We start from the raw sequence: 22,415 nt of genomic DNA on the forward strand, positions 1-22,415 counted from the left end.
GAAACGCGCATGAACCTCGCTAGACGCTATCTGCCGGACCTCGGCGCGTTGCAGGCATTCGAATGCGCCGCGCGCCATGGCAGCTTCACGCGCGCGGCCGAAGAACTCAGCCTGACGCAAAGCGCCGTCAGCCGTCAGGTCAAGGATCTCGAACGCCACCTCAACACGCTGCTTTTCGAGCGCGTGCGCCAGCGCGTGGTTCTGTCCGAAGACGGCAAACGCTTTCTGCCCGAAGCCCGCAAGCTTCTCCAGCAAAGCGAAACCACGATGCTGCGCGCCATGGCGTCCGCCGATGCCAGGCAGACGCTGAGCGTCGCGACGCTGCCAACTTTCGGCAGTCGCTGGCTGAGCCCGCGTCTCGCCCACTTCGTATCCGCGCATCCCGGCGTCGTGCTCAACATCGGCTCGCGCTCGGCGCCGTTCGATTTCGAGGACGAGGAATTCGATCTCGCCATTCACTACGGCCAGCCGGTCTGGGCGCGCGCCAACTCGATCTATCTGTGCGGCGAAACGATCATCCCCGTCGCCAGCCACAGCCTCCTCCAAGCATCGCCGCAGCCGGCGAATGTGATGACGGCAACCCTTCTTGCCGAACAGCCGCTCCTGCAGCTGGCCACCCGCCCGAAGCTCTGGTCGCAATGGTTCACCATGGCCGGCGTCGATGCCCCCACGGCCTTTCGCGGCCACCGCCTCGACCAGTTTTCCATGATCATCGAGGCCGCGATCGCCGGCATGGGTTACGCCCTCCTGCCGCGTTATCTCATCGAAACGGAACTGCGCACCGGCGTGCTTCAGGTCGTGGTCGATCTGCCGCTGCAAACCGAAAACAGCTATTACGTCGTCACGCCCGAAACCAAGCAGACCTTGCCGCTGGCGCAGCAATTCACCGACTGGTTGCTGGGTCAGGTCGGCTCCAGCCCATCGGTGAGCTGACAGGCCCGGCCCACCCATCACGCGGCTGAATCGATCCGGCCGAACCGATTCATAACTGTCGTTGGACGCCCGCTCGCTCCCGCGCGATTCTGTCGCTCATGACAGAGCAAACCCCATCCCAGCTGCACCTCCACCGCATCGATCCCTCGCGCAACATGCGCCGCTTCTACATGCTGACGATCCAGCCGACCTTGTTCGGCGACGTTTCGCTGCTGCGCCATTGGGGTCGGATCGGCACCAATGGCCAATCCATGATGCAGACCTTTGCCGATCCTGAAGCCGCGCGCGCCGCCTTTCATCGTTTGGAGCGCATCAAGCGCAATCGGGGTTATGGCCGGGGTCATGCCCAGGGTGATGCAAAGTAGCGACACACTGTTGCGCAAAGGCCGGGATGCAAAACCGGGGCGTAACGCATAGCTAGGAGCCAATGATCATCGGAGTTTTCCGCCCATGAAAAAGCTCGGCTTCCTGTCTTTCGGCCATTGGTCGGCCTCGCCCCATTCCCAGACCCGCTCCGCCAGCGATGTCTTGTTGCAGAGCATCGATCTGGCCGTCGCCGCCGAAGAGCTCGGTCTGGATGGCGCTTATTTCCGCGTCCACCATTTCGCGCGTCAGCTTTCCGCGCCGTTTCCGCTTTTGTCAGCCGTTGGTGCCCGCACCAGCCGCATCGAGATTGGCACCGGCGTCATCGACATGCGCTACGAGAACCCGCTTTACATGGCCGAAGATGCCGGCGTCGCCGACCTCATCGCCGGTGGCCGCCTGCAGCTTGGCATCAGCCGGGGTTCGCCCGAACAGGTGATCGAGGGCTGGCGCTATTTCGGTTACGCACCGCCCGAAGGCAAAAGCGATAGCGACATGGCCCGCAATGCCGCCGAGATCTTTCTCGAAGTGCTCAAAGGCCAGGGCTTCGCCCAGCCGAACCCGCGTCCGATGTTCCCCAACCCGCCCGGCCTTCTCAGGCTGGAACCGCATTCACCGGGTTTGCGCGAGCGAATCTGGTGGGGTGCCGGCTCCGATGCGACGGCGAAGTGGGCCGCAAAGATGGGCATGAACCTGCAAAGCTCGACCTTGAAGGATGATGAAACCGGCGAACCGTTCCACATCCAGCAGGCCAAGCAGATCCGTGCCTATCGCGAAGCCTGGAAGGAAGCCGGCCACGAAAGAACGCCGCGCGTATCCGTCAGCCGCAGCATCTTCGCGCTCGTGGATGATCGCGACCGGGCTTATTTCGGTCACGACGGCAAGAGCAAGGACCAGATCGGCATGATCGACGAGAACACCCGCGCCATCTTCGGCCGCTCCTTTGCCGCCGAGCCGGACGTGCTCGTCAAGCAATTGGCTGAGGATGAAGCGATCCAGGAAGCCGATACGCTGCTTCTGACGGTGCCGAACCAGCTTGGCGTCGACTATAATGTCCATGCGATCGAGTCGATTCTGACCCATGTCGCTCCAGCGCTCGGGTGGCGCTGAGCCGCGCTTCCTGCTTGCAGCGGCCAGCTAATCCCAAGCGGCCGCTGCAACAGATCGAGTGCTCATGCCCTTCCGCTTCGTTCACACAGCCGACATTCATCTGGACTCGCCGCTGCGCTCATTGAGCCTGCGCAATCCGGATCTGGCAGCCCTGATCGGCGATGCGACCCGCCAGGCGCTCGTGGCCATCGTCGATCTTTGTCTGCACGAACAGGTCGATGCCCTCATCATCGCCGGCGATCTCTACGACGGCGATCAGACCTCCATGAAGACCGCCCGCTTTCTCGCCGGCCAGATGGAGCGGCTGCATCAGGCCGGCATCGCCGTTTACAAGATCCGCGGCAATCACGACGCGCTGTCGAAGATCACCGCCGAACTGATCCTGCCGCCCTCGCTCAAAGTGTTCAACGGCCGCGGCGAAACCGTCGAGATCAACCGCGATGGCCTCGACATCGTTCTGCATGGCCTGAGCTTCACCAAGCCGCACGCTCCGGAAAGCCTGCTGCCCAAATACAAGCGCCCTGCCCCCGACACGGTCAATATCGGCATCATGCACACCAGCCTGGCCGGCGCGCCGGGCCATGATCTCTACGCCCCCTGCTCGGTTGCCGACCTGCATGACTGGGGCTTCGATTACTGGGCGCTCGGCCATATCCACACGCGCAGCCATCATGCGGGCGAGCGCACCGTCATCATGCCCGGCATGCCGCAAGGGCGCGACATCAACGAAGCCGGCGAAAAGACCGTGACCCTCGTCACCGTCAACGACGACAAGAGCATCACGGTGGAAGAACGTCCCACCAGCATCGCCCAGTTCGAGCGCATTCCCGTGGATCTGTCATCCGCAACGAACTGGCGCGAAGCGATCGAGCAGATCGAGCAGGCGGTCGCGGTGATCCGCGACCAGACCCGCGCCGATCATCTCGTCGGCCGCCTGATGCTGTCGGGTCAGACCGAACTGTCCTGGACGCTTCGCCGCGACCGCGATCTCCTGCTCACCGAAATGGAGCAGCGCTTGGAAGGCATGAACAAGACCTGGATCGAGAAGATCGAGCTGTCGACCTCCGCGCCCTCGCCCAATGCTCCCGTCACCGGCACGGCCGATCCCGTGGCCGAGCTCGGCGCCCTGATGAAAACCGACATCATCAATCAGGACGCGGTGCGCGAAGACATCCGCAATCTCGTGACGGAACTGCGCGACGATCTTCCAGCCGAAGCCCGCGGCTTCAGCGGCAAGACCGAACAGGAGTTCGAAACGCTGATCGACCGTCTTCTGGCCGACGGCAGCGAGGACATCCTCGCACGCCTTCGCCTAGCCGGTGCGGGAGCCGACTGATGCGCCTTCGCCGCCTCGATCTCACCCGCTACGGCAAGTTCACCGATTATTCCATCGACTTCGGCCCGCATGAACCGGGTACGCCCGACCTGCACATCATCTATGGCCTGAACGAAGCCGGCAAATCCACGTCGCTGTCGGGCTTCCTCGATCTTCTGTTCGGCATCGAGGAGCGCACCCGCTATGGCTTCCTGCATCAGAACAAGGCGATGGAACTCGGCGGCTGCCTTGAGTTCGACGGCAAGAGCCATGAGCTCAAGCGCCTCAAGCAGCGCACCAATTCGCTGATCAATGCGCAGAACCAGCCGGTCAACGAAGCGCTTCTGAGCGTCCCTCTCGCAGGCCTCAACCGCGACGCCTATCGCACCATGTTCTCGCTCGACGACGAAACGCTGGAAAGCGGCGGCAACGCGATCCTCGAAAGCAAGGGCGACCTCGGAGAACTGCTGTTTTCCGCCAGCGCCGGCCTCGCCGGCATCAGTGCGGCACTTGAGAAAACCGCGCAGGAAGCGGATGCCATCTTCCGCAAGCGCGCCAGCACGACCGACATCGCGGTGTTGAAGCGCCGCATCGCCGATCTCAAGACGCGTCGCGACGAGATCGACGTCCAGGCCTCCACCTTCACCGCCTTGGTTGCCGCCCTCAAACAGGCCGAAGCCGCCTATGATGAGGCCATGCGCGACAAGGGTGCGGCCCGTGCCCGCCACGAAGACATCGCCCGCCTCCTGCGCGCCGTGCCGCTCGGCGCCGAACACGCCCGTTTAACGGAAGCCTTGGCAGATTTCCGTGACCTGCCGCAGCCGCCCGCCCATTGGAGCGCCGAGCTTCCTTCCCTGATGAAGGAAGAAGCCACGCTGCAAACCCGCCTCAACGGTCTCGATACCCGCGCGGACTTAGCACGACAGGAGCTCGAAGACCTCGCCGTCGACGAGCAACTCCTGGCGCTTGCCGACCAACTCAACCAGCTCGCCGACGCCGCCGCCCGCTACAGCACGGCCGAAGAAGATCTGCCCAAACGCCGCAAGGAGCTGGCCGATCGCGATCTGCAGATCACCCTCATCACGAGAACGCTGGGTGCTGCCGTCGATACCGATCCCCAGACGCTGCTCGTTCCCGCAGCCACCATCGGCATCCTGCGCGAACTGATCGCGTCCCGCTCCGGCATCGACGTTGCGCTCGAAACCGCAACCCGCGAGCAGGAAGCCGCAAAAGCTGCGCTGGAAGACGCGCGCCAGTTTCCCGACGAAGAAGCGACCGCCCGAACGCCGTTTTCGCCATCGCTTGCCGCGCAACTGCAAGCGGCGCTTGCCCGCCTTCGCCAAAGCGATCTTCTCGCGCAACTCCGCCTCGCCGAGCGCAACCTGCCGGCAGCACAAGCGAGCTTCAACACCGCGCTCGCTTTGCTCAGCCCCTGGAGCGGCCATGGTCAAAGCCTACGTGCCCTCGACCTGCCGGACGGATCGCAGATCGAAGGATGGCGCACAAAACTATCCACCCTCGAAAAACGTCAGACAGACCATGCCGACAAGATTCGCGACCTCACCACGCGCCGCGCAGATCACCTCACCCGCATCGAGGTCATCCGGTCGGCCACCGGTGCGATCACCGATGAGGATCTGGCCGCCAGCCTGACCCAACGTGAGGAAGCCTGGCAGGACCATCTCGGCGCCTTGGATCAAGCATCGGCGGCATCGTTCGAAAAGCACATGCGCGGCGTCGACCAATTCGCGCAGAAGCGCCTCGAACATGCCGCTGATCTTGCCGATCTGCGCTCCCATACCGCTGAAATAGCAGTTGCCGACACCGCTTTGTCGCGCAATTCAGACCTTCTGAACGAGGCCGAAAGAGCTCTCGAAGCGCTGCGAAACGAGGTTGGCGCCGCCGTTTCCTGGCTAGATCTTCCCCCAAAACAGCCCCTCGCCGCCTGGCTGTCCCAGCTCGAACGCTGGTCGAAAAACCGCATTGATGCCCTGTCGGCCTTCGACGATCTGCAGGACGTTGAAGCCGCGCTTTCAGCCGCAAAAAGCGAGATAAAACAAGAAGAAACGAACCTCCGCGCCCTTCTCGCCTCAGCAATCGACACCGATGATCTGCCGCTTCCGGCCCTCATCCAGCTCGCCGAAACCACGCTCGCAGACAACGCCGCCGAGCAAACCCGCCGCGCTTCGGCAGGCAAGAGGATGAAGGAACTTGAAGCCGAATTGGCTTTGCGCAACAAAGGCTTGGACAAAGCGCGGCTCGCTGCCGAAAGCTGGAACGAGCACTGGCAGTCGGCCCTGCAAGCCACCTGGTTCGCTGACCGCCGTGAAAGTCCCGGCGCCGTCCGCGAGATCCTCGATGCCCTCACAGACCTGCCCGCGACGCTGAAAAGCCGAGCCGACATCCATCACCGCATCGCCGCCATGGAAGCCGATCGCACCGCCTTCGCAAGACGTGTCGCCGCGATCGGTGAAGCCCTCGACGAAACCCTCGACGCTGGGTCTCCGTTGAAAACAGCCCGGCAGCTCGCGCAGCGTTTCGAGGAAGCCAAAACGCTTCTCGCCCGTCACCGCGAAAAACAACGCGATCTTAACCGCTTGGAAGATGAACGCGCCGCCCTTAACGAAGACCTCGCGCTGCACCGCGCGCGAAAAAGCGAGCTCACCGCCTTCTTCGAGGTGGAAACCCTGCAGGACGTTTCGACCGCACTCGATCAAAGCGCGGAGCGCAGCCGCCGGCTGGATCAGCAGCGCAAGCTCGAAAGCCAGATCCTCGCCGAACTGCAGGCAACCACGCTCGACGCAGCCCTCGACACGCTCGCCGATCTCGACCTCGCCGAGCTTCAGCGCGAGCAGGCCGAGCTCACGGCGCGACTGGACGACCTCGACGAACGCGGCAAGATCCTGTTTGCCGAGAAGACGCGCGCGTCCGACAGATTGTCAGCGGTGGGCGGTGACGACGCGGTTGCCCGCATTGAAAGCGAGCGCAGAACCGTTCTCCTGCAGATCGAGGACCTTGCCTTGCATTTCCTGCGGCTGCGAACCGGCGGCCTGCTCGCAGATCACGCCATCCGCGCTTATCGCGACAAGCATCGCAGCGCCATGATGAACCGCGCTTCCGAAGCCTTCCGCATCATGACGCGCGACGAATATAGCGGCCTCGCGACCCGTCCCGAGAAGAGCGGCGAGGTGCTGATCGGCCTGTCTCGCAATGGCGGCTCCAAGCTCGCGACCGACATGTCCAAGGGCACGCGCTTCCAGCTCTATCTTGCTCTCCGTTTGGCCGGCTACGAAGAGTTCGCCAGCGCCCGCCCCGCCGTGCCCTTCGTTGCAGACGACATCATGGAAACCTTCGACGAGCCGCGCTCGGAAGAAGTCTTCCGCTTGTTCGGCGAAATGGCGGCCAAGGGCCAAGTGATCTACCTCACCCACCACCGCCACCTCTGCGACATCGCCGCCGAAATGGTGCCAAGCGTGCGGGTTCACGAGCTCGGCTAAGACAGGGTATCGCCGTCTTCAACCTTCAGGAAACGGCAGAGATTTCCTGCCACGCATCATAGGCCGACAGAACCGTCTGCGTTTGCGCTTCGTGGCCGAGACGGAAGGCGTCGTTGTAGATCGTTTCGTCCGGGTACTCGGTGATCAGTGTCACCGGCACTTTGTGGCGGGCATCTTCCGAGACCGTGACGGGGAAGCCGTGCATGACCTCGAAGCCAAGCTCGCCGGCATGGATGCGGTAAAGCTCGATCTGTTTTTCGTTGAAGGCAACAAGCCCCGGCACCTCCGCCAGTTTCGCGGTCACGGCGCGAACAAGACGCCAGGACTGCTCGGCAAAGCCGGGCTGATGGCGGATCACCAGGAAGAAGCCTTTCGGCAACGTCCACAGCGCAAAGTTGCGCGGGATGTAGCCGGTCATCGGCCGCGTCCATTCATGGGCGGGATAGCCGTGTAGATTAACATGCAGACCGGGCTGCGTACGGGCAACGAAGGCCTCGCGCGCAGAACGCTCGTAAAGCGGTTCGGCTTCACGATATTCCAGATCGTCGCCGAGCGCCGTGTAGCGTGCGGCATGGAGCATGTGGCGCGGCTGCGTTTCGCGCAGTTCGGCACATAACGCGTAGCCGTCCGGATTTTCGAGCGGCAGCACGCCGAAATGCGCAGTGCTGCGGCGTGCAAGGACATCCGCTGCCCGCAACGCACCGACCACACCCGTCGGCTCGTTGGCATGCTGGCCGCCGGAGATCAGAACAAGCGCGTCCGATCCCGCATGGAAGCGACCCGTGATCGAGCGGCCGCAAACGGATCCGCCATTCAGCGGCTCGCCGCCGATCGCCTCCAGCGCCGTCTCGATATCAGATGAAGACAGCGGCTCCCCGGCAGTGTCGAGCGGAAGCGCGGAGAAGCTGCGCTCGTCCCGGATCAGATGCGTGCGTGTTGCGATCGAAAGGGTCAGCGGCCCGTCGGCAAAGCGGACATCCGGCACGATGCGACCGGGTTGAAGCCCCCGATCGCCCGATGGCCGGCCGGATGCCGCCTGGAAGATCTCGAGCCCGGAGAAATACAGATCCTCGTGCAGAGCTTCCGTCAGGCTGATCGCTTCTTCACCGAAGGACAGCGCCTCATCGGGAAAGGGCAGGCTTGCCTCGATCCGCAACTCCTCGAAGAACGGCTCGCTCTTGTTCCAGCCATGCCCGGCGATCTCTTGGATCGCCGTTGCAAACAGGATCTCGAAGTCCGTTTCGAGCCGGCCGTCTTCCAGCACGTTTCCATCCCGGCTGACGCACAGCCAACCGGTGGGAGACAAGACGCGGGCACCGGTATGATCGACATGAACACGGTTGGGCGCATCCACGATGACGGTGCGTTCCGACCCATCAGCAGCGGTCAGCGTGACCGCGTAATGCAGCGTGTGGTCTTCGCGCGCTGTAAAGGTGATCGGCACCTGGACGAGACCGGCGAGCGGATAGGCTTCCAGAAGAAAGCGTCGCTCTTCTGCGTCGGCATGAACGGGATAGGTGACGTCGATGCTTTTGACGCCATCGAGATCGATCTCTTCCCCGAAAGCTTGAACCAGCGGCTTGTAGGCCGAGCGGATGCGCGCTTTCACGCCTGCCGCAGCGAGCTTGTCCTCGGCCGCACGACGGGCTGCGCGCCCCTCGAACAGCCAAGCCTCGATCTCGGTTCCCGCGGCAGTCTCGAAGCGGGATAGCAGCGCATCAATGGAGCGGGGAAAGCTTTGCTGGAAGGAAAGCGTCATTGCCGTGTGCGTCCGGTTGGATCGAGGCGGTCGCGCAGCCAATCGCCGAGCAGGTTCAAACCGAGCACGGTCAACAGGATCGCAAGGCCAGGGAAAACACTGACCCACCACGCCGTTTGCAGATAGGTACGGCCATCGGCCAGCATGCCGCCCCAGGATGGAGTCGATGGATCGACGCCCAAACCAAGGAAGGTCAGGCTGGATTCGAGCAGGATGTTGGTCGCGACGTTCAGCGTGATCAATACGATCACCGGCCCAAGCAGGTTCGGCAGAAGGTGGTGCCAGATCAGGTTGAAGTTCGACACACCGAACGAGCGCGCCGAAAGCACGAATTCGCGCTCACGCAGAGCGAGCACCTGTCCGCGCACCAGACGCGCATATTGCACCCATTGCGACACGATCATCAGCATGATGATGTTGAACAAACCGCCGCCCAGGATCGCAATGAAGGTGATGGCCAGAAGAATGAAGGGCAGCGCCAGCTGAACATCGGCAAAGCGCATCACGATCATGTCCCACACGCCGCGGTAAAAGCCTGAAACCAGGCCCATGAAGACGCCGATGGCGGCACCACCGGCAACCGACGCCACGCCAACCAGAAGCGAGATGCGACCGCCCGCAACCACGCGGCCGAGCACGTCACGACCCAGCGGATCGGTGCCCAGAATATGGCTCCAGTCGCTGAACGGCGCGCGCAGACGGGCAAGGAGGTTCACGCCCATGCCGTTGTCGGGAAACAGCCACGGCGACAGGATCACGGCGAGCCCGATGCCGCCGACGAGAACGAGGCCGGCCACGAGTTCGAACGATCGGAACACGGCCCAACGGGAGTGAGGACGGTCTGCAATAAGGCTCACTGGACCTACTCCGTGCGAATGCGGGGATCGACCAGCCCGTAGGCGATGTCGACGATCAGGTTCACGAGGACGATCAACATGGACAAAACCACGATCACGCCCTGAAGCACGGGATAATCGCGGTCAGCCACGGCTTGGAAAGCCAGCGTGCCCAGACCCGGCCAGTTGAACACACGCTCAACCACCACGATGCCGCCCAGCAGACCGCCGAACTGGATGCCGAGATAGGTGATCAGCGGGATCGCGCAGTTGCGCAGCGCGTGCTTGTAAAGAACGACACGCTCGGACAGGCCCTTGGCGCGGGCAACCGTCACATATTGCTGCTTGAGCGTTTCCAGCATCGCCGTGCGCACGAGGCGAACATTGGTGGCCGTCAGGATAATGCCCATGGTGAGCGCCGGCATCAGGAAACTTTGCCAGCCTTCCATGCCGCTTGGCGGCAGCCATTGCAGGCTGATGGAGAAAACCAGCACCAGCATGATCGCCAGCCAGAAGTTCGGGAAGGACAGGCCAACGAGCGACAGAACGCGGATGACTTGGCCGGGCCAGCGACCCTGCCGGGTTGCCGAAGCAATGCCCAAGGGGATCGAGATCACGATCGAAACCACCAGCGAGGCCAGCGCCAGCGCCAGCGTTGCCGGCAAGGCGCGGCCGATCAGCTGGTTCACCGGCGTTCCGCCCAAAAAGGAGCGACCGAAATCGAGGGTGAAAAGGCCGCCGAGAAATTCGAGATATTGCACGTAGAACGGCCGGTCGAGGCCAAGCCCGGTGCGAATGCGCGCCAGATCGTCTTCCGTGACGCTGCCCGCGCCCTGGCTCAGCATCAGGGCCGGATCGCCCGTCAGGCGGATGGCGTAAGCAACAAGCAGCGTGACGCAGAGCACCACGAAGATCGCTTGCAGAAAGCGTTTGATCAGAAAACCGGCCATCAATTCACCTGGGGAGAGAGGTCTGCCCCGCATGAAGCGGGGCAGATGCGTCGATCATTATTCGACTGTGACGTCCGTCAGCCGCAGGCGGCTGTCCGGCGGTGCGATGAAGTTCTTCACCCGCTTGTTGATCGCGTAGATCTGGTTGAGATTGTAAAGCGGCATCTCAAGCGCCTGATCCGCGACATACCTGGCGATCTCCTGCAGCACCTTCTCGCGTTCTTGCGCGTTGGTCATGCCGCGCTGCGACTCCAGCAAAGCGTCGAGCTTCGGATCGTCGCCATACGGGTTCCAGCGCTCACCCTTGTGGTACATGAGGTAGGCGGTGTTGTCGTAATCGAACGTCCACGCGCCCCACGCCTGCTGCCACATCGCACCGGTGCGACCAGCGGGAATGATGTCGTTCAGGAGGACGTTGGTTTCGTAGGGCTTGATCGTGGCGGTGATGCCGACCGTCGACAGATAGCTCGCAACGGCCTGCGCCACTTCGTTGAAGGTCGAGTCGTTGCCGCGCACGTCGATCTGAAGCGTCGTGCCCGGCTTCACGCCGGCTTCGTCCAGAAGCTTCTGCGCGCCGGCCGTGTCGAACGGAATGGCTTCAAGCGAAGGATCGTTGCCAAAGGTCTGTTCGGACTGGAACGACACGATCGGCTTGGCCTGGCCGGCAAGGATCGCGTCGTTGATGGTGGCGCGGTCCACCGCCATGATCAGCGCCTTGCGCACGCGTGGGTCAGCCGTGATGCCGTCGCGCGTGTTGAAGCGCAGCGAATAAACGGTAGCACCTGGCGTGCTGACGATCTCGAGCTTGGAATCGGCCTCGATGGTCGGGATCGAGCCGATCGGCACGGATGGCGGGATCACCATGTCGACGCGGCCGGACTGCAGTTCGGCAAGCGCAGTGGACGGCTCGGTGATGAAGCGGAAGGTCACGTTTTCCAGCTTCGCCTTGTCGCCCCAGAACTTGTCATAGGCCTTCAGCTCCACGGCATCACGCGCCGTGTAGGAGGTCATGGTGAAGGGGCCGGTGCCGACCGGATGGGTGTTGAAATACTCGTCGCCCTTTTCGGCGATATAGGCCGGGGGCACGATCATCGCGCCATAGCCGGCGAGCTTGGTGAGCAGCACCGGATCGGGGCGCGACAGCTTCAGCTCGACCGTCTTTTCGTCGACCACATTGACGCTGTCGATCGCGTTGTAGTTGGACTGCTGCGGACCCTTGGCACCTTCTTCGCCGAGCAGGCGGTCGAACGTGTACTTCACCGCGTCCGCATTGAACGGCTCGCCATTGTGGAAGGTCACGCCTTCACGCAGCTTGAAAGTGTAGGTGAGGCCATCATCGCTGATGGTCCACTCCGTTGCGAGGCCGGGAATGATCTTCAGGTCCGGCGTACGGGCGACCAGGCCGTCGAAGATGTTGTTGGCAACGGCCGACCAGTTCACCAGGAACGTGTCGATCGGATCCCAGCTGCCTGGGTCCTGCGGCGAAGAAATGGTCAGCGTGCCAGCCGGTTGGGCTTGCGCGGCGGTCACAAGTGCGAGCGCACTGGTTAGAAGTGCCCCTCTCAGGGCGCGGTTCCAGCGGGTCATGCCATTCTCCTCATAGATTGTTGTGGTTCACGCATCCGCGGCAACGAAGTGGCCGGGTGCAATTTCGCGGTGTTTCAGGATGGTCGGCTCAGCGCCCACCGCCCGAACCGGGCTTGGTACTTCACCTTCCAGCAAGGGCAGACGGCCGCGTCGGCCGGGTTCGGCAACGGGCACGGCGGAAAGAAGCCGGCGGGTATAAGGATGCGCCGGTGTTTCGAAGATTTGGGCGCGCGAGCCGATTTCCACGATCTGGCCGAGGTAAAGCACGGCGACGCGATGCGCCATGCGTTCCACCACCGCCATATCGTGGCTGATGAAGAGGTAAGCGAGCTTGCGCTCTTCCTGCAGCGCCATGAACAGCTCGATGATCTGCGCCTGCACCGACACGTCGAGCGCCGACAAGGCTTCATCGGCGATGATCAGCTTGGGATCGCAGCTCAACGCGCGTGCAATGCAGATGCGCTGGCGCTGGCCGCCGGAAAACTGATGCGGATAGCGCGTTGCATGCGACGGCTCGAGGCCGACCTTGACCAGCAATTCCTCGACGCGTGCCTTGATGGCGGCCGAGTCCTTGATCAGGCCATGGGTGCGGATTGGTTCGGCGATGGAGAAGCCGACGCTCTTGCGCGGATCGAGCGATGCGAACGGATCCTGAAAGATATACTGGATCTCGCGGCGCAGACGCTGCGTTTCTTCGCCGGTCATCTCAGTGACCGACTTGCCGTCATACAGGATGCGGCCGGATGTCGGCGCCTGCAGACCCTGGATCGTGCGGCCGACCGTCGATTTGCCCGAGCCGGATTCACCCACCAGCGCCAGTGTTTCGCCGGGACGAATGTCGAAGCTCACTTGTTCGGCGGCATGAACGCGATGCGTGACACGCCCGAACATCGTCTTGCCGACGTCGAAGCGCACCGTCAGGTCTTCGACGCTCAGCAGCGGCTTGGCCGTCATGTCGGCTGTGTCGTGATCACGGTCTTCACCGATCCGCGTCGGCGTTTCGCCTTCCATCACCGTCAAGGTCAAACGGCGCGGCAGCATACGGCCCGTCATGGCGCCGAGCTTGGGAACGGCGGACAACAGGGTCTGCGTGTAAGGATGCTGCGGATTGGCGAAGATCTCAGCAACCGCACCTTCTTCGACCTTGCGTCCCTTCCACATCACCACGACCCGGTCGGCGATCTCGGCCACCACACCCATGTCATGGGTGATGAACACGACAGCCATTCCCAACTCACGCTGGAGATCGGCCAGGATCGACAGGATCTGCGCCTGGATCGTAACGTCGAGAGCCGTGGTCGGCTCGTCGGCGATCAGCACCTTAGGCTGGCAGGCCAGCGCCATGGCGATCATCACGCGCTGGCGCATGCCGCCCGACAGCTGGTGCGGATAACGGTCGAGCATGCGCTCGGCATCCGACAAGCGCACGAGCGACAACAAACGGGCCGCTTCGGTGCGCGCCTCCGCACGACTCATGTTGCGATGAAGGATCAGGGTTTCGCAGATCTGGTTGCCGACCGTGAACACGGGGTTCAGCGAGGTCATCGGCTCCTGGAAGATCATCGCGATCTCGTTGCCGCGCAAACGGCGCATGCGCGTTTCACCGGCAGTTGCGAGGTCGGTAGTGCCCTCCCCCGCATCGAACAGGATCGACCCGCTCGCCAGGCGGCCGTTGCCATGCTCCACCAGCCGCATCACGGACAAGGAGGTCACGGACTTGCCCGAACCGGATTCGCCCACGATCGCCACGGTCTCGCCCGGCCGCACGCTGAAGGACAACCCATCGACAACGCGGGCAGCGCCGAACTCGACCGAAAGGTCGTTGACGGACAGGATCGGCGACTTGTCGCTCATGGTGGATAGTTCCGTCATCAATCAGACCGTCGCTGCGGCGCGGGAGGCTTGGTCATAGGAGCCCGACAGGAAGCGCAGCACCGAAGCGATGCGCGACATTTCTTCCTGGGAGGGACCGGCATCCGACATGCCGCGCACCAGAAGTTCGTTGCGGATTTCCGCATAGCGGTCGCACAAGGCGAGACCCGTGTCGGAAATGCGCACCGTCTTTTCCTTGCCGGCGCGGCCGGTATGGATCAGCCCGGCCTTTTCCAGCTTGCGGATGGCGTAGTTCGCGACATGCGTGTCGCCGATATCGAGTGCAAGGCAGACATCGGCCAGGGTTTTCGGCCGGCTGCGATGGCGCACAGAATGAAGGATCAGAATTTCGATCGGGGAAAGGCCGGGTTGCCCCGCGGCCGTCATGCAGCGCACCATCCAGCGGGAAAAGGCGTGCGAGATCAGGATCACGCCATATTCCATTTCCGACAATCCAGGATGCGTGCCTGCCGCGAGATGCTGCGACGACACGATCGGGCCGAGCGAGCGCCCGCTCGACCGGCTTTCGCGCATCGTGTCTGCGCCTTCCACTGGATTATCGCCTGCCTTCAAACGCAACCGCCTCGTTCCTGTTGACGCGACCATGCCATCATCTTAACGATACTTTGTCAACAAAATGCGCGCGTTATGAACAAGCATGACGCATGCAACAAGGATGCCTGCTTTTTAAGCGGGTGCTGATGAGGCGGGAATTCGATGGTAAAAGCGGGTGAAGCAGCGAAGCGTTGGGACTTCTGGATCGATCGGGGCGGCACGTTCACCGACGTCATTGCCAGAACGCCACAAGGCGAACTGCTGGCACGCAAGGTCCTGTCGGAAAACCCGTCCGCCTACCGCGATGCCGCCGTTCAGGGCATCCGCCTGCATCTTGGCTTGAACACCGGCGATCCCATTCCATCCGGCCTGATCGGTGAAGTGCGGATGGGCACCACCGTCGCAACGAATGCACTGCTCGAGCGCAAGGGCGAACGGCTGGCGCTGGTCACGACGCGCGGGTTCCGTGATGCGCTGCGCATCGGCTACCAGGAGCGCAAGGACATCTTTGCGCTCGCCATCGAGAAGCCGGAAGCCTTGTACGACACGGTTGTTGAAATCGACGAACGTGTGCTGGCCGACGGTGTTGTCGAAAAGGCCCTGGACGAAGCGGCCGCGCGCTCAGCTTTCGAAGCACTTCGCGCTGATGGCTATGATGCCGTGGCCATCGTGCTCATGCACGCCTCCAAGTTCCCCGAACACGAAGCAGCGCTTGGCCGCATCGCCCGCGAGATCGGCTTTTCGCAGGTTTCCGTCAGCCATGAAGTTTCGCCGCTGGTGAAGCTGGTCGGCCGCGGCGATACCACGGTTGTGGACGCCTATCTGTCGCCGGTTCTCAAGCGCTATGTTGCGCAGGTCGCGCAGGAACTCGACGTCGAGCGCTCCGGCGCGCGCATCATGTTCATGATGTCGTCGGGTGGTCTCACCGCAGCTGAAATGTTCCAGGGCAAGGATGCGATCCTGTCCGGTCCGGCCGGCGGCGTGGTGGGTCTGGCACGCACCGGCGCTTCGGCCGGGTTCGACCGCGTGATCGGCTTCGACATGGGCGGCACCTCCACCGATGTGGCGCATTTCGACGGCGAATATGAGCGCGCCTTCGAAACCGAAGTTGCCGGCGTTCGCGTTCGCGCGCCGATGATGCTGATCCACACGGTTGCAGCCGGCGGCGGCTCCATCCTGAACTACGACGGCAACCGCTTCCGCGTCGGCCCCGAATCTGCCGGTGCCTTCCCCGGTCCGGCCTGTTATCGTAACGGCGGACCGCTTGCCGTGACCGACGCCAACCTCATGCTCGGCAAGCTGATGCCGGACTTCTTTCCCGCGATCTTCGGTCCGCAGCAGAACGAACCGCTCGACCGCGCTGCCGTTGAAGCCCGCTTCACCGATATGGCCGCCAAGATCGGCGACGGCCGCTCGGCCGAAGAAGTCGCGGACGGCTTCGTGACGATCGCCGTCGCTTCCATGGTGCAGGCGATCAAGAAGATTTCCGTTCAGCGCGGCTATGACGTCACGCGCTACGCCCTGAGCTGCTTCGGCGGCGCCGGCGGCCAGCATGCCTGCCTCGTGGCCGATGCGCTGGGCATGACCAGGATCCTGATCCATCCGCTGTCCGGCCTGCTTTCGGCTTATGGCATGGGCCTGGCCGACATTCGCGCCACACGCCAGAAGGCACTCGACGTGCCGCTGGACGATGCTGCACCGGACGCCCTCGCATCGCTTGGCGAAACGCTGGCGATCGAATGCCGCGATGAACTGGCCGCGCAAGGCATCGAGGCCGCCGACGTCACCACCTATCTGCGCGCCCATATCCGCTATGCCGGCACGGACACGGTGCTCAGCATCGACTCGCCTTATGGCGAGGGCGACACCGCGCAGCGTTTGCGGATCGCCTTCGAAACCGCGCATAAGCGCCGCTTCGGTTTTATCGCCGAAGGCAAGGCGCTGACCATCGACGCAGTGGAAGTCGAAACCGTTGGCGGCGGCGCGGCCGGCGAAGAAGCATCCAGCGAGACCGTTGCGCAGGGCGAAGCCACTGCCGCACGCCGCACGCGCTTCTTCTCGGGCGGTTCCTTCCACGATGCAGCCGTGGTGATGCGCGAAGCCCTGCAGCCCGGCCACCGCATCACCGGACCGGCCATCATCATTGAGCCCAACCAGACGGTTGTGGTGGAAAAAGGCTGGCAGGCCGAACTCACGGCCAAGGATCATCTGGTTCTCGCCCGCATCGAAGCGCTGCCGCAGCGCGTCGCGGTCGGGACGCAGGCCGATCCCGTTCTGCTGGAGATCTTCAACAGCCTGTTCATGTCGATCGCCGAACAGATGGGCGTGACGCTTCAGAACACCGCCTATTCCGTCAACATCAAGGAGCGGCTCGACTTCTCCTGCGCGGTGTTTGACGCATCCGGCGCGCTTGTCGCCAACGCCCCGCATATGCCGGTGCATCTGGGCTCCATGGACGCCTCGGTCGCCGCCGCGATCCGCGAAAACCCGGTTATTCATCCCGGCGACGTGTTCCTGATCAACGCGCCCTATAATGGCGGCACGCATCTGCCGGATCTCACCGTCTGCACGCCGGTGTTTGCCGAAGACGGCAAGACGCTGCGCTTCTGGGTGGCGTCGCGCGGGCACCACGCCGATATCGGCGGCCTCGCGCCGGGCTCGATGTCGCCGGAAGCCCGCACGATCGAGGAAGAAGGCGTTTACATCGACAACTTCAAGCTGCTCGATCGTGGCGTGTTCCGCGAAGACGCGCTGGCGGAACTGCTGACCTCGGCCAAGTACCCGGTGCGCAACCTCCTGCAGAACGTCAACGACCTGAAGGCGCAGGTTGCCGCCAACGAAAAGGGCGTCGCCGAGCTCACCAAGACGATCGCCCAGTTCGGCGACGATGTGGTCGAGGCCTATATGGGCCACGTCCAGGACAACGCCGCCGAAAGCGTGCGCCGCGTGCTCGATAAGCTGCCTGATGGCCAGTTCACCTATGAAATGGACCAGGGCTGTCAGATCTCGGTGAAGGTCACGATTGACCGGGCCGCACGCGAAGCCACGGTTGATTTCACCGGCACCTCCGCTCAGCGCGATGACAACTTCAACGCGCCGATGCCCGTGACCCGCGCGGCCGTGCTGTATGTCTTCCGCATGCTGGTGCGCGCCGACATCCCGATGAATGCCGGCTGCCTGCGGCCGGTGAAGATCGTGGTGCCGGATGGCACGATGCTGTCGCCGCGTTATCCGGCCGCCGTTGTTGCCGGCAATGTCGAGGTCAGCCAGGCCGTTACCGACACGCTGTTTGGCGCGGTCGGTGCGATGGCGGCGGCTCAAGGCACGATGAACAACCTGACCTTCGGCAACGCAACCTACCAGTATTACGAAACGATCTGCTCGGGTTCGCCGGCGGGTCCGGGCTTCAACGGCACGGATGCGGTTCATACCCACATGACCAACTCCCGTTTGACCGATCCGGAGATCCTCGAAACGCGTTTCCCCGTGGTGCTGGAAGACTTCCACATTCGTCAGGGATCTGGCGGAAAGGGTCGCTGGAGCGCCGGCAATGGCACAAGCCGCACCATCCGGACCCGTGAAGCGCTCGACTTCGCGATCCTGTCCGGCCACCGCAGGGTGCATCCCTTCGGTTTGGAAGGTGGCGAGCCCGGCGAACTCGGGCGCAATCAGGTGCGTCGCGCCAATGGCGCGGTGCAGGAGCTCGGCGGATGCGATCAGGCCAAGCTCGAAGCGGGCGACGCCTTCATCATCCGCACCCCAACCGGCGGCGGCTTCGGCAAGCCCGAACAGCAGTAACAACAGCCGGAGGGCGCCTGACGCAGGTGCCCTCCCCTTCTCGCATCCCAAAACCTCTTCTCGCGGGAACAGGATCGGGATAATCGTGCTTTCATCTCCATCGGAGGACTGCACGCCATGCTGAAATCCTTTTTTGCATCAACGGCGCTGGTGGCCGCATTTACCGCGCCTCAGGTCTCGCTCGCAGCCGATGCGACACCAAGCTATGACACCTACAAGTCCTGGTTCACGGCTTGCGACAATGGTCTCGCCTGCCAGGCACGCGGTTTCAGCGACGATAGCGGTCCCGATAGCCCGGATCTCACCATCTCCAGGGATGCCGGCCCGCAGGCCAAGACCCTCGTCACCTTGAAACTGCCTTTCGCTGTTGAAGCGGCCGACCTCAAGGTCGATGGACAACCCCTCACGCTTGCCAGCGGTGCCTGGGAAATCGAGCGCGAAGAAGGGATGACGACCTTGTCGCTGTCGGAGGACGCCGACATCCAGACCCTGATCACCCAGCTTCGTGATGCGTCCGCGCTGCAAACCAGCAAACCGGAGGCTTCGGTTCCGCTTGATGGCTTTGTCGCCGCCCTGCTGCGCATGGATGATCGGCAAGGCCGCATCGACGGCGTGACAGCGCTTATTCGCAGGGGCAAGGCACCCGCATCCGCCGTGCCCCCGGCTCCCGATCTTCCCACGACACCCACCTACAAGCCCACCGCGCCGCTCGAAGCGGCAGAAAAGACAGCCCTGCTGTCAAAGGCCCGCAAGGATCTTGCCTCGACCTTCCAGAGCGAAGATTGCAGCACTGACTCACCGTCCGGCATCGACAACTCGGACGCTTTCGCAGTGGATCAAACCAGCGCTCTCGTTTTTCTGGGGTGTTTTGTCGGCGCCTATCAGGGATCGTCCCTGGTCGCCCTTGTGCCGCGTTCGGGAAACGGTGCGGCTGAGCTTGTGCGTCCTTCCCTCCCGATCTCGGACGGCGATACCGACACCGCCCTTTTGACCGAACCGGGCTTTGATCCCGACACCGGCACTTTGTCGATGAGCGCGCGTGGCCGAGGCCTGGGGGATTGTGGATTGAGCGCGGAATGGGTCTGGAACGGCACGCAGTTTCAGCTCACCGGCGGCAGCTATCAGATGAGCTGCGGCGGCAGCCAGCCGGGTGATTGGCCGACGGTTTATCGCTCCAAATAGGGGGCTGAAGCCCCTCCCCTGCCTAACCAACGGCCGCATTGCCGCCGGTTTCCGGCGCTGTAATCGTCAGGAAGGAATGTCGCTCCGATTCGACGCGACTCGTGGTCTTCTTAGCGAAGTGGCTCCATTGGAGACGCGACCTTAATATTTGGACTGCCGAAGAGCGGCTGAAAAGATGCCGTTATGCGGATGAGCCGCAGCATGCGGTTTACTGTAACCTATTGCTTTTCCGTGGTTTTCTTCCCTTCGGCAACCTCCAGACCATGCCGACGTCGACCGCGTTAGAACTTCGTTAACCTTAAAGCTCTGGACCGCCGCCCGGAATCATGCGCTAAGCTTGACGGGAGAAGGGCATTAAAGCGGCCGTTGGCCGTCAAAGGGGTACGACAGCGACAATGTCGAAACAGGCACCAATTGCAGCGACGGAAGATCCCGGCGACAAGATCACGCGTCATGCGCGGATGCTGTCTGGTGAGCTTCAAGCGCGCCGCGAGCAGATGTATCCCCCAAATGCCGAGAAGCAGCTCCGTTACTTCCTGACGAACGAGGTTTCCAAGCTTACCACGATCCCGGAATCGACGTTGCGCACAATGTCGATCGAAGGAAAGGGCCCGACCCCTGCCCGGCTGGAAAACAATCACCGCGCTTACACGCTCGCCCAGATCAATGAGTTGCGCGAGATGTTCGCCGAGATGCGGCCATCCGATCTGCGCCGCTATCTGCCAAGGAGGCAGGAAGGCGAGCACGTCCAGATCTTGGCCATCGCCAATTTCAAGGGTGGAAGCGCGAAAACCACCACCAGCGCCCACCTCGCTCATTACCTCGCCCTGCACGGTTACCGTGTTCTGGCGATCGACCTTGATCCTCAGGCATCGCTGTCAGCCATGTTCGGCGCGCAGCCGGAGCTCGATGTCGCCGAGAACGAAACGATCTATGGCGCACTGCGCTATGACGAAGATCGTCGGCCGATGAAAGAGATCATCCGCAAGACCTACTTTTCCGGCGTCGATCTCATTCCTGGCAATATCGAAGTCATGGAATATGAGCACGAAACGCCGCGCGCGCTGGCCGATCGGCGGACCGGCTCGCAGGAAATCTTCTTCGAGCGGTTGCGGATCGCAATTGGCGAAGTCGAGGATGATTACGACATCGTCCTTCTGGATACCCCGCCTTCGCTCGGCTTCCTGACGCTCGGCGCAATTTATGCTGCAACCGGCCTGATCATCACGGTTCATCCCGCGATGCTCGACGTCATGTCGATGAGCCAGTTTCTTCTCATGATGGGCGACCTGATCGCCGTGATCCGCGATGCAGGCGCGACCATGCAGCAGGACTTCCTGCGTTATCTTATTACACGTCACGATCCCAACGATCAGTCGCAGGTCCATGTCGTCGGCATGCTGCGCAGCCTTTTCGGCGAGGATGTTCTGACCCCCACCGCGGTGGAAAGCAGTGCCGTCGAAACGGCCGGCCTGGCCAAGCGGACGCTGTACGAACTGGAGTCCGGCAATATCGGCGCTGGCACCGTGCGCCGTGCGCGGGAATCCATCGACGCCGTCAACGGCCGTATCGTCGATCTCGTTGAACGAAGCTGGAACCGTACATGAGCAAGGCACCCGGCAAAAAGTCCATTCTCGCAAGCTTCGCCGCCTACACGGCACCTCCAGGCCCGGCGCCGGAAAAAGAACAGCCGCGCGAACCGTCAGCCCCGCTGGCCCGTGTTGGTGCCGGCGTTGTTGGCGCGACGCAGCGTTCGATTGCCGAATTGCGCGCCGAGCGTGACGAGCTGAAAGCTTTGGTGGAAGCTGGCACCGGTCGCGAACTCGACCCGGCGGTCATCGACCCCTCGCCTTTTCCTGATCGCTTGCCGGATGACGATCAGACCTCGTTCGAGTCCTTCAAGGCGCTGATCGCGAGCGAAGGCCAGATCGTTCCCATCCTCGTTCGTCCAAGCCCCGGCAACCCGGATCGCTATCAGGTCATCTATGGCCATCGCCGGCTTCGTGCCGCGCGCGAGCTTGGGCTGAACGTCAAGGCGACCGTGACCGAGTTCGACGACCGCGAACTCGCTATCGCGCAAGGCATCGAGAATGCCGCGCGTCAGGATCTGAGCTGGATCGAAAAAGCCTTGTTTGCGGCGCGCATGGATGCAGCAGGCGTCAAGGCGCGCGATATTCGGTCGGCCCTGTCGATCGACGATCCTGAACTCGCCCGTTACCGTGCGGTTTGCCGCGCTATTCCAGAAGACATTATCCAGACGATCGGCCGCGCACCAAAGGCTGGCCGTACTCGCTGGGCGTCCTTCGCGAAAGCTTGCGCAGATGATGCAGCGCTCGACCGAACACGCGAAACCTTGGCAGCTGCCAAGGTTCAAGATTCCGACCGACGCTTTGTTCTGGCTCTTGAGGCTGCGACTGCAAAGGAAAAGCCCGAACAAACCGATCTCGCTTTGAGGAACAGTGCCGGACGAACGCTTGGCCGCGCGCAATTCTCTCGCCGGGAAATCAAGCTCACGATCGAGACCAAAGAAGCTGCATCCTTCTCGGACTTCCTGCAGAACGAGCTCCCGAGCCTGGTTGAGCGCTACTACGCAGAGAAAGATGCCTGATCGAACACCTTGGCAGCTGCCAAGGTTCTGACGCGTTGCCGGTCCGCATG

At 62.7% G+C, this 22,415-nt stretch carries 15 protein-coding genes; 9 read left to right on the top strand and 6 right to left on the bottom strand.

The genetic code is table 11. From position 1 onward, the window contains the following. Window positions 1-9: 9 nt before the first annotated feature. The 5 genes from JYU29_RS15645 to JYU29_RS15665 all read left to right on the top strand — a co-directional run bounded on the left by JYU29_RS15645 (window position 10) and on the right by JYU29_RS15665 (window position 7,218). Window positions 10-933, top strand: a complete 924-nt coding sequence (locus JYU29_RS15645; RefSeq protein ID WP_213985776.1) for a LysR substrate-binding domain-containing protein — start codon at window positions 10-12, stop codon at window positions 931-933. Window positions 934-1,031: 98 nt separating this feature from the next. Then, window positions 1,032-1,298, top strand: coding sequence for a WGR domain-containing protein (locus JYU29_RS15650; RefSeq protein ID WP_213985777.1), 267 nt, complete (start codon window positions 1,032-1,034; stop codon window positions 1,296-1,298). 85 nt (window positions 1,299-1,383) lie between these two features. Beyond that, window positions 1,384-2,406 carry an LLM class flavin-dependent oxidoreductase gene (locus JYU29_RS15655; RefSeq protein ID WP_213985778.1) on the top strand — a complete coding sequence of 341 codons (1,023 nt, stop codon included), beginning with the start codon at window positions 1,384-1,386 and terminating at the stop codon, window positions 2,404-2,406. Between the two features lie 64 nt (window positions 2,407-2,470). Then, window positions 2,471-3,742 carry a metallophosphoesterase family protein gene (locus tag JYU29_RS15660; RefSeq protein ID WP_213985779.1) on the top strand — a complete coding sequence of 424 codons (1,272 nt, stop codon included), beginning with the start codon at window positions 2,471-2,473 and terminating at the stop codon, window positions 3,740-3,742. Further along, window positions 3,742-7,218, top strand: coding sequence for an AAA family ATPase (locus JYU29_RS15665; RefSeq protein ID WP_213985780.1), 3,477 nt, complete (start codon window positions 3,742-3,744; stop codon window positions 7,216-7,218). The genes JYU29_RS15660 and JYU29_RS15665 overlap by 1 nt, the downstream gene beginning before the upstream one ends. Before the next feature lie 25 nt (window positions 7,219-7,243). Here the strand turns inward: JYU29_RS15665 and JYU29_RS15670 are convergent, their stop codons facing one another. The 6 genes from JYU29_RS15670 to JYU29_RS15695 are packed head-to-tail and all read right to left on the bottom strand — an operon-like array spanning window position 7,244 to window position 14,756. Further along, on the bottom strand, window positions 7,244-8,977 hold the full coding sequence (locus tag JYU29_RS15670) for a M14 family metallopeptidase (RefSeq protein ID WP_213985781.1): 1,734 nt from the start codon (window positions 8,975-8,977) through the stop codon (window positions 7,244-7,246). Continuing rightward, window positions 8,974-9,825, bottom strand: a complete 852-nt coding sequence (locus tag JYU29_RS15675) for an ABC transporter permease (protein ID WP_213985870.1) — start codon at window positions 9,823-9,825, stop codon at window positions 8,974-8,976. The genes JYU29_RS15670 and JYU29_RS15675 overlap by 4 nt, the downstream gene beginning before the upstream one ends. Before the next feature lie 14 nt (window positions 9,826-9,839). Further along, window positions 9,840-10,763 (bottom strand): ABC transporter permease, encoded by a 924-nt coding sequence (locus JYU29_RS15680; protein ID WP_213985782.1) that lies wholly within the window; start codon window positions 10,761-10,763, stop codon window positions 9,840-9,842. 57 nt (window positions 10,764-10,820) lie between these two features. After that, on the bottom strand, window positions 10,821-12,350 hold the full coding sequence (locus JYU29_RS15685) for an ABC transporter substrate-binding protein (protein WP_213985783.1): 1,530 nt from the start codon (window positions 12,348-12,350) through the stop codon (window positions 10,821-10,823). A gap of 27 nt (window positions 12,351-12,377) precedes the next feature. Then, window positions 12,378-14,204 carry an ABC transporter ATP-binding protein gene (locus JYU29_RS15690; protein WP_431192871.1) on the bottom strand — a complete coding sequence of 609 codons (1,827 nt, stop codon included), beginning with the start codon at window positions 14,202-14,204 and terminating at the stop codon, window positions 12,378-12,380. A 21-nt stretch (window positions 14,205-14,225) separates the two neighbouring features. After that, window positions 14,226-14,756, bottom strand: coding sequence for a winged helix DNA-binding protein (locus tag JYU29_RS15695; RefSeq protein WP_250157522.1), 531 nt, complete (start codon window positions 14,754-14,756; stop codon window positions 14,226-14,228). 183 nt (window positions 14,757-14,939) lie between these two features. Between JYU29_RS15695 and JYU29_RS15700 the strand changes: the two genes are divergently transcribed. From JYU29_RS15700 to repB, 4 genes are all read left to right on the top strand, one after another. After that, window positions 14,940-18,575, top strand: a complete 3,636-nt coding sequence (locus JYU29_RS15700; protein ID WP_213985786.1) for a hydantoinase B/oxoprolinase family protein — start codon at window positions 14,940-14,942, stop codon at window positions 18,573-18,575. A 117-nt stretch (window positions 18,576-18,692) separates the two neighbouring features. Continuing rightward, complete coding sequence (locus JYU29_RS15705; RefSeq protein ID WP_213985787.1) at window positions 18,693-19,757, top strand: DUF1176 domain-containing protein; 1,065 nt, start codon at window positions 18,693-18,695, stop codon at window positions 19,755-19,757. A gap of 395 nt (window positions 19,758-20,152) precedes the next feature. After that, complete coding sequence (gene repA, locus JYU29_RS15710; RefSeq protein ID WP_213985788.1) at window positions 20,153-21,364, top strand: plasmid partitioning protein RepA; 1,212 nt, start codon at window positions 20,153-20,155, stop codon at window positions 21,362-21,364. Next, window positions 21,361-22,365: a plasmid partitioning protein RepB gene (repB, locus tag JYU29_RS15715; protein WP_213985789.1), complete on the top strand. Its 1,005-nt coding sequence runs from the start codon at window positions 21,361-21,363 to the stop codon at window positions 22,363-22,365. Before repA ends, repB begins: the two co-directional genes overlap by 4 nt. The last annotated feature ends 50 nt before the right edge of the window (window positions 22,366-22,415 follow it).

Source organism: Tianweitania aestuarii (genome assembly GCF_018457165.1).
GTDB classification, from domain to species: Bacteria; Pseudomonadota; Alphaproteobacteria; order Rhizobiales; family Rhizobiaceae; genus Tianweitania; species Tianweitania aestuarii.

Excerpts from the sequence above, each read along its gene's own strand:
- JYU29_RS15645 (WP_213985776.1), top strand. The coding sequence starts at position 10 with ATGAACCTCGCTAGACGCTATCTGCCGGACCTCGGCGCGTTGCAGGCA.
- JYU29_RS15650 (WP_213985777.1), top strand. The coding sequence starts at position 1,032 with ATGACAGAGCAAACCCCATCCCAGCTGCACCTCCACCGCATCGATCCC.
- JYU29_RS15655 (WP_213985778.1), top strand. The coding sequence starts at position 1,384 with ATGAAAAAGCTCGGCTTCCTGTCTTTCGGCCATTGGTCGGCCTCGCCC.
- JYU29_RS15660 (WP_213985779.1), top strand. The coding sequence starts at position 2,471 with ATGCCCTTCCGCTTCGTTCACACAGCCGACATTCATCTGGACTCGCCG.
- JYU29_RS15665 (WP_213985780.1), top strand. The coding sequence starts at position 3,742 with ATGCGCCTTCGCCGCCTCGATCTCACCCGCTACGGCAAGTTCACCGAT.
- JYU29_RS15670 (WP_213985781.1), bottom strand. The coding sequence starts at position 8,977 with ATGACGCTTTCCTTCCAGCAAAGCTTTCCCCGCTCCATTGATGCGCTG.
- JYU29_RS15680 (WP_213985782.1), bottom strand. The coding sequence starts at position 10,763 with ATGGCCGGTTTTCTGATCAAACGCTTTCTGCAAGCGATCTTCGTGGTG.
- JYU29_RS15685 (WP_213985783.1), bottom strand. The coding sequence starts at position 12,350 with ATGACCCGCTGGAACCGCGCCCTGAGAGGGGCACTTCTAACCAGTGCG.
- JYU29_RS15690 (WP_431192871.1), bottom strand. The coding sequence starts at position 14,204 with ATGAGCGACAAGTCGCCGATCCTGTCCGTCAACGACCTTTCGGTCGAG.
- JYU29_RS15695 (WP_250157522.1), bottom strand. The coding sequence starts at position 14,756 with ATGCGCGAAAGCCGGTCGAGCGGGCGCTCGCTCGGCCCGATCGTGTCG.
- JYU29_RS15700 (WP_213985786.1), top strand. The coding sequence starts at position 14,940 with ATGGTAAAAGCGGGTGAAGCAGCGAAGCGTTGGGACTTCTGGATCGAT.
- JYU29_RS15705 (WP_213985787.1), top strand. The coding sequence starts at position 18,693 with ATGCTGAAATCCTTTTTTGCATCAACGGCGCTGGTGGCCGCATTTACC.
- repA (WP_213985788.1), top strand. The coding sequence starts at position 20,153 with ATGTCGAAACAGGCACCAATTGCAGCGACGGAAGATCCCGGCGACAAG.
- repB (WP_213985789.1), top strand. The coding sequence starts at position 21,361 with ATGAGCAAGGCACCCGGCAAAAAGTCCATTCTCGCAAGCTTCGCCGCC.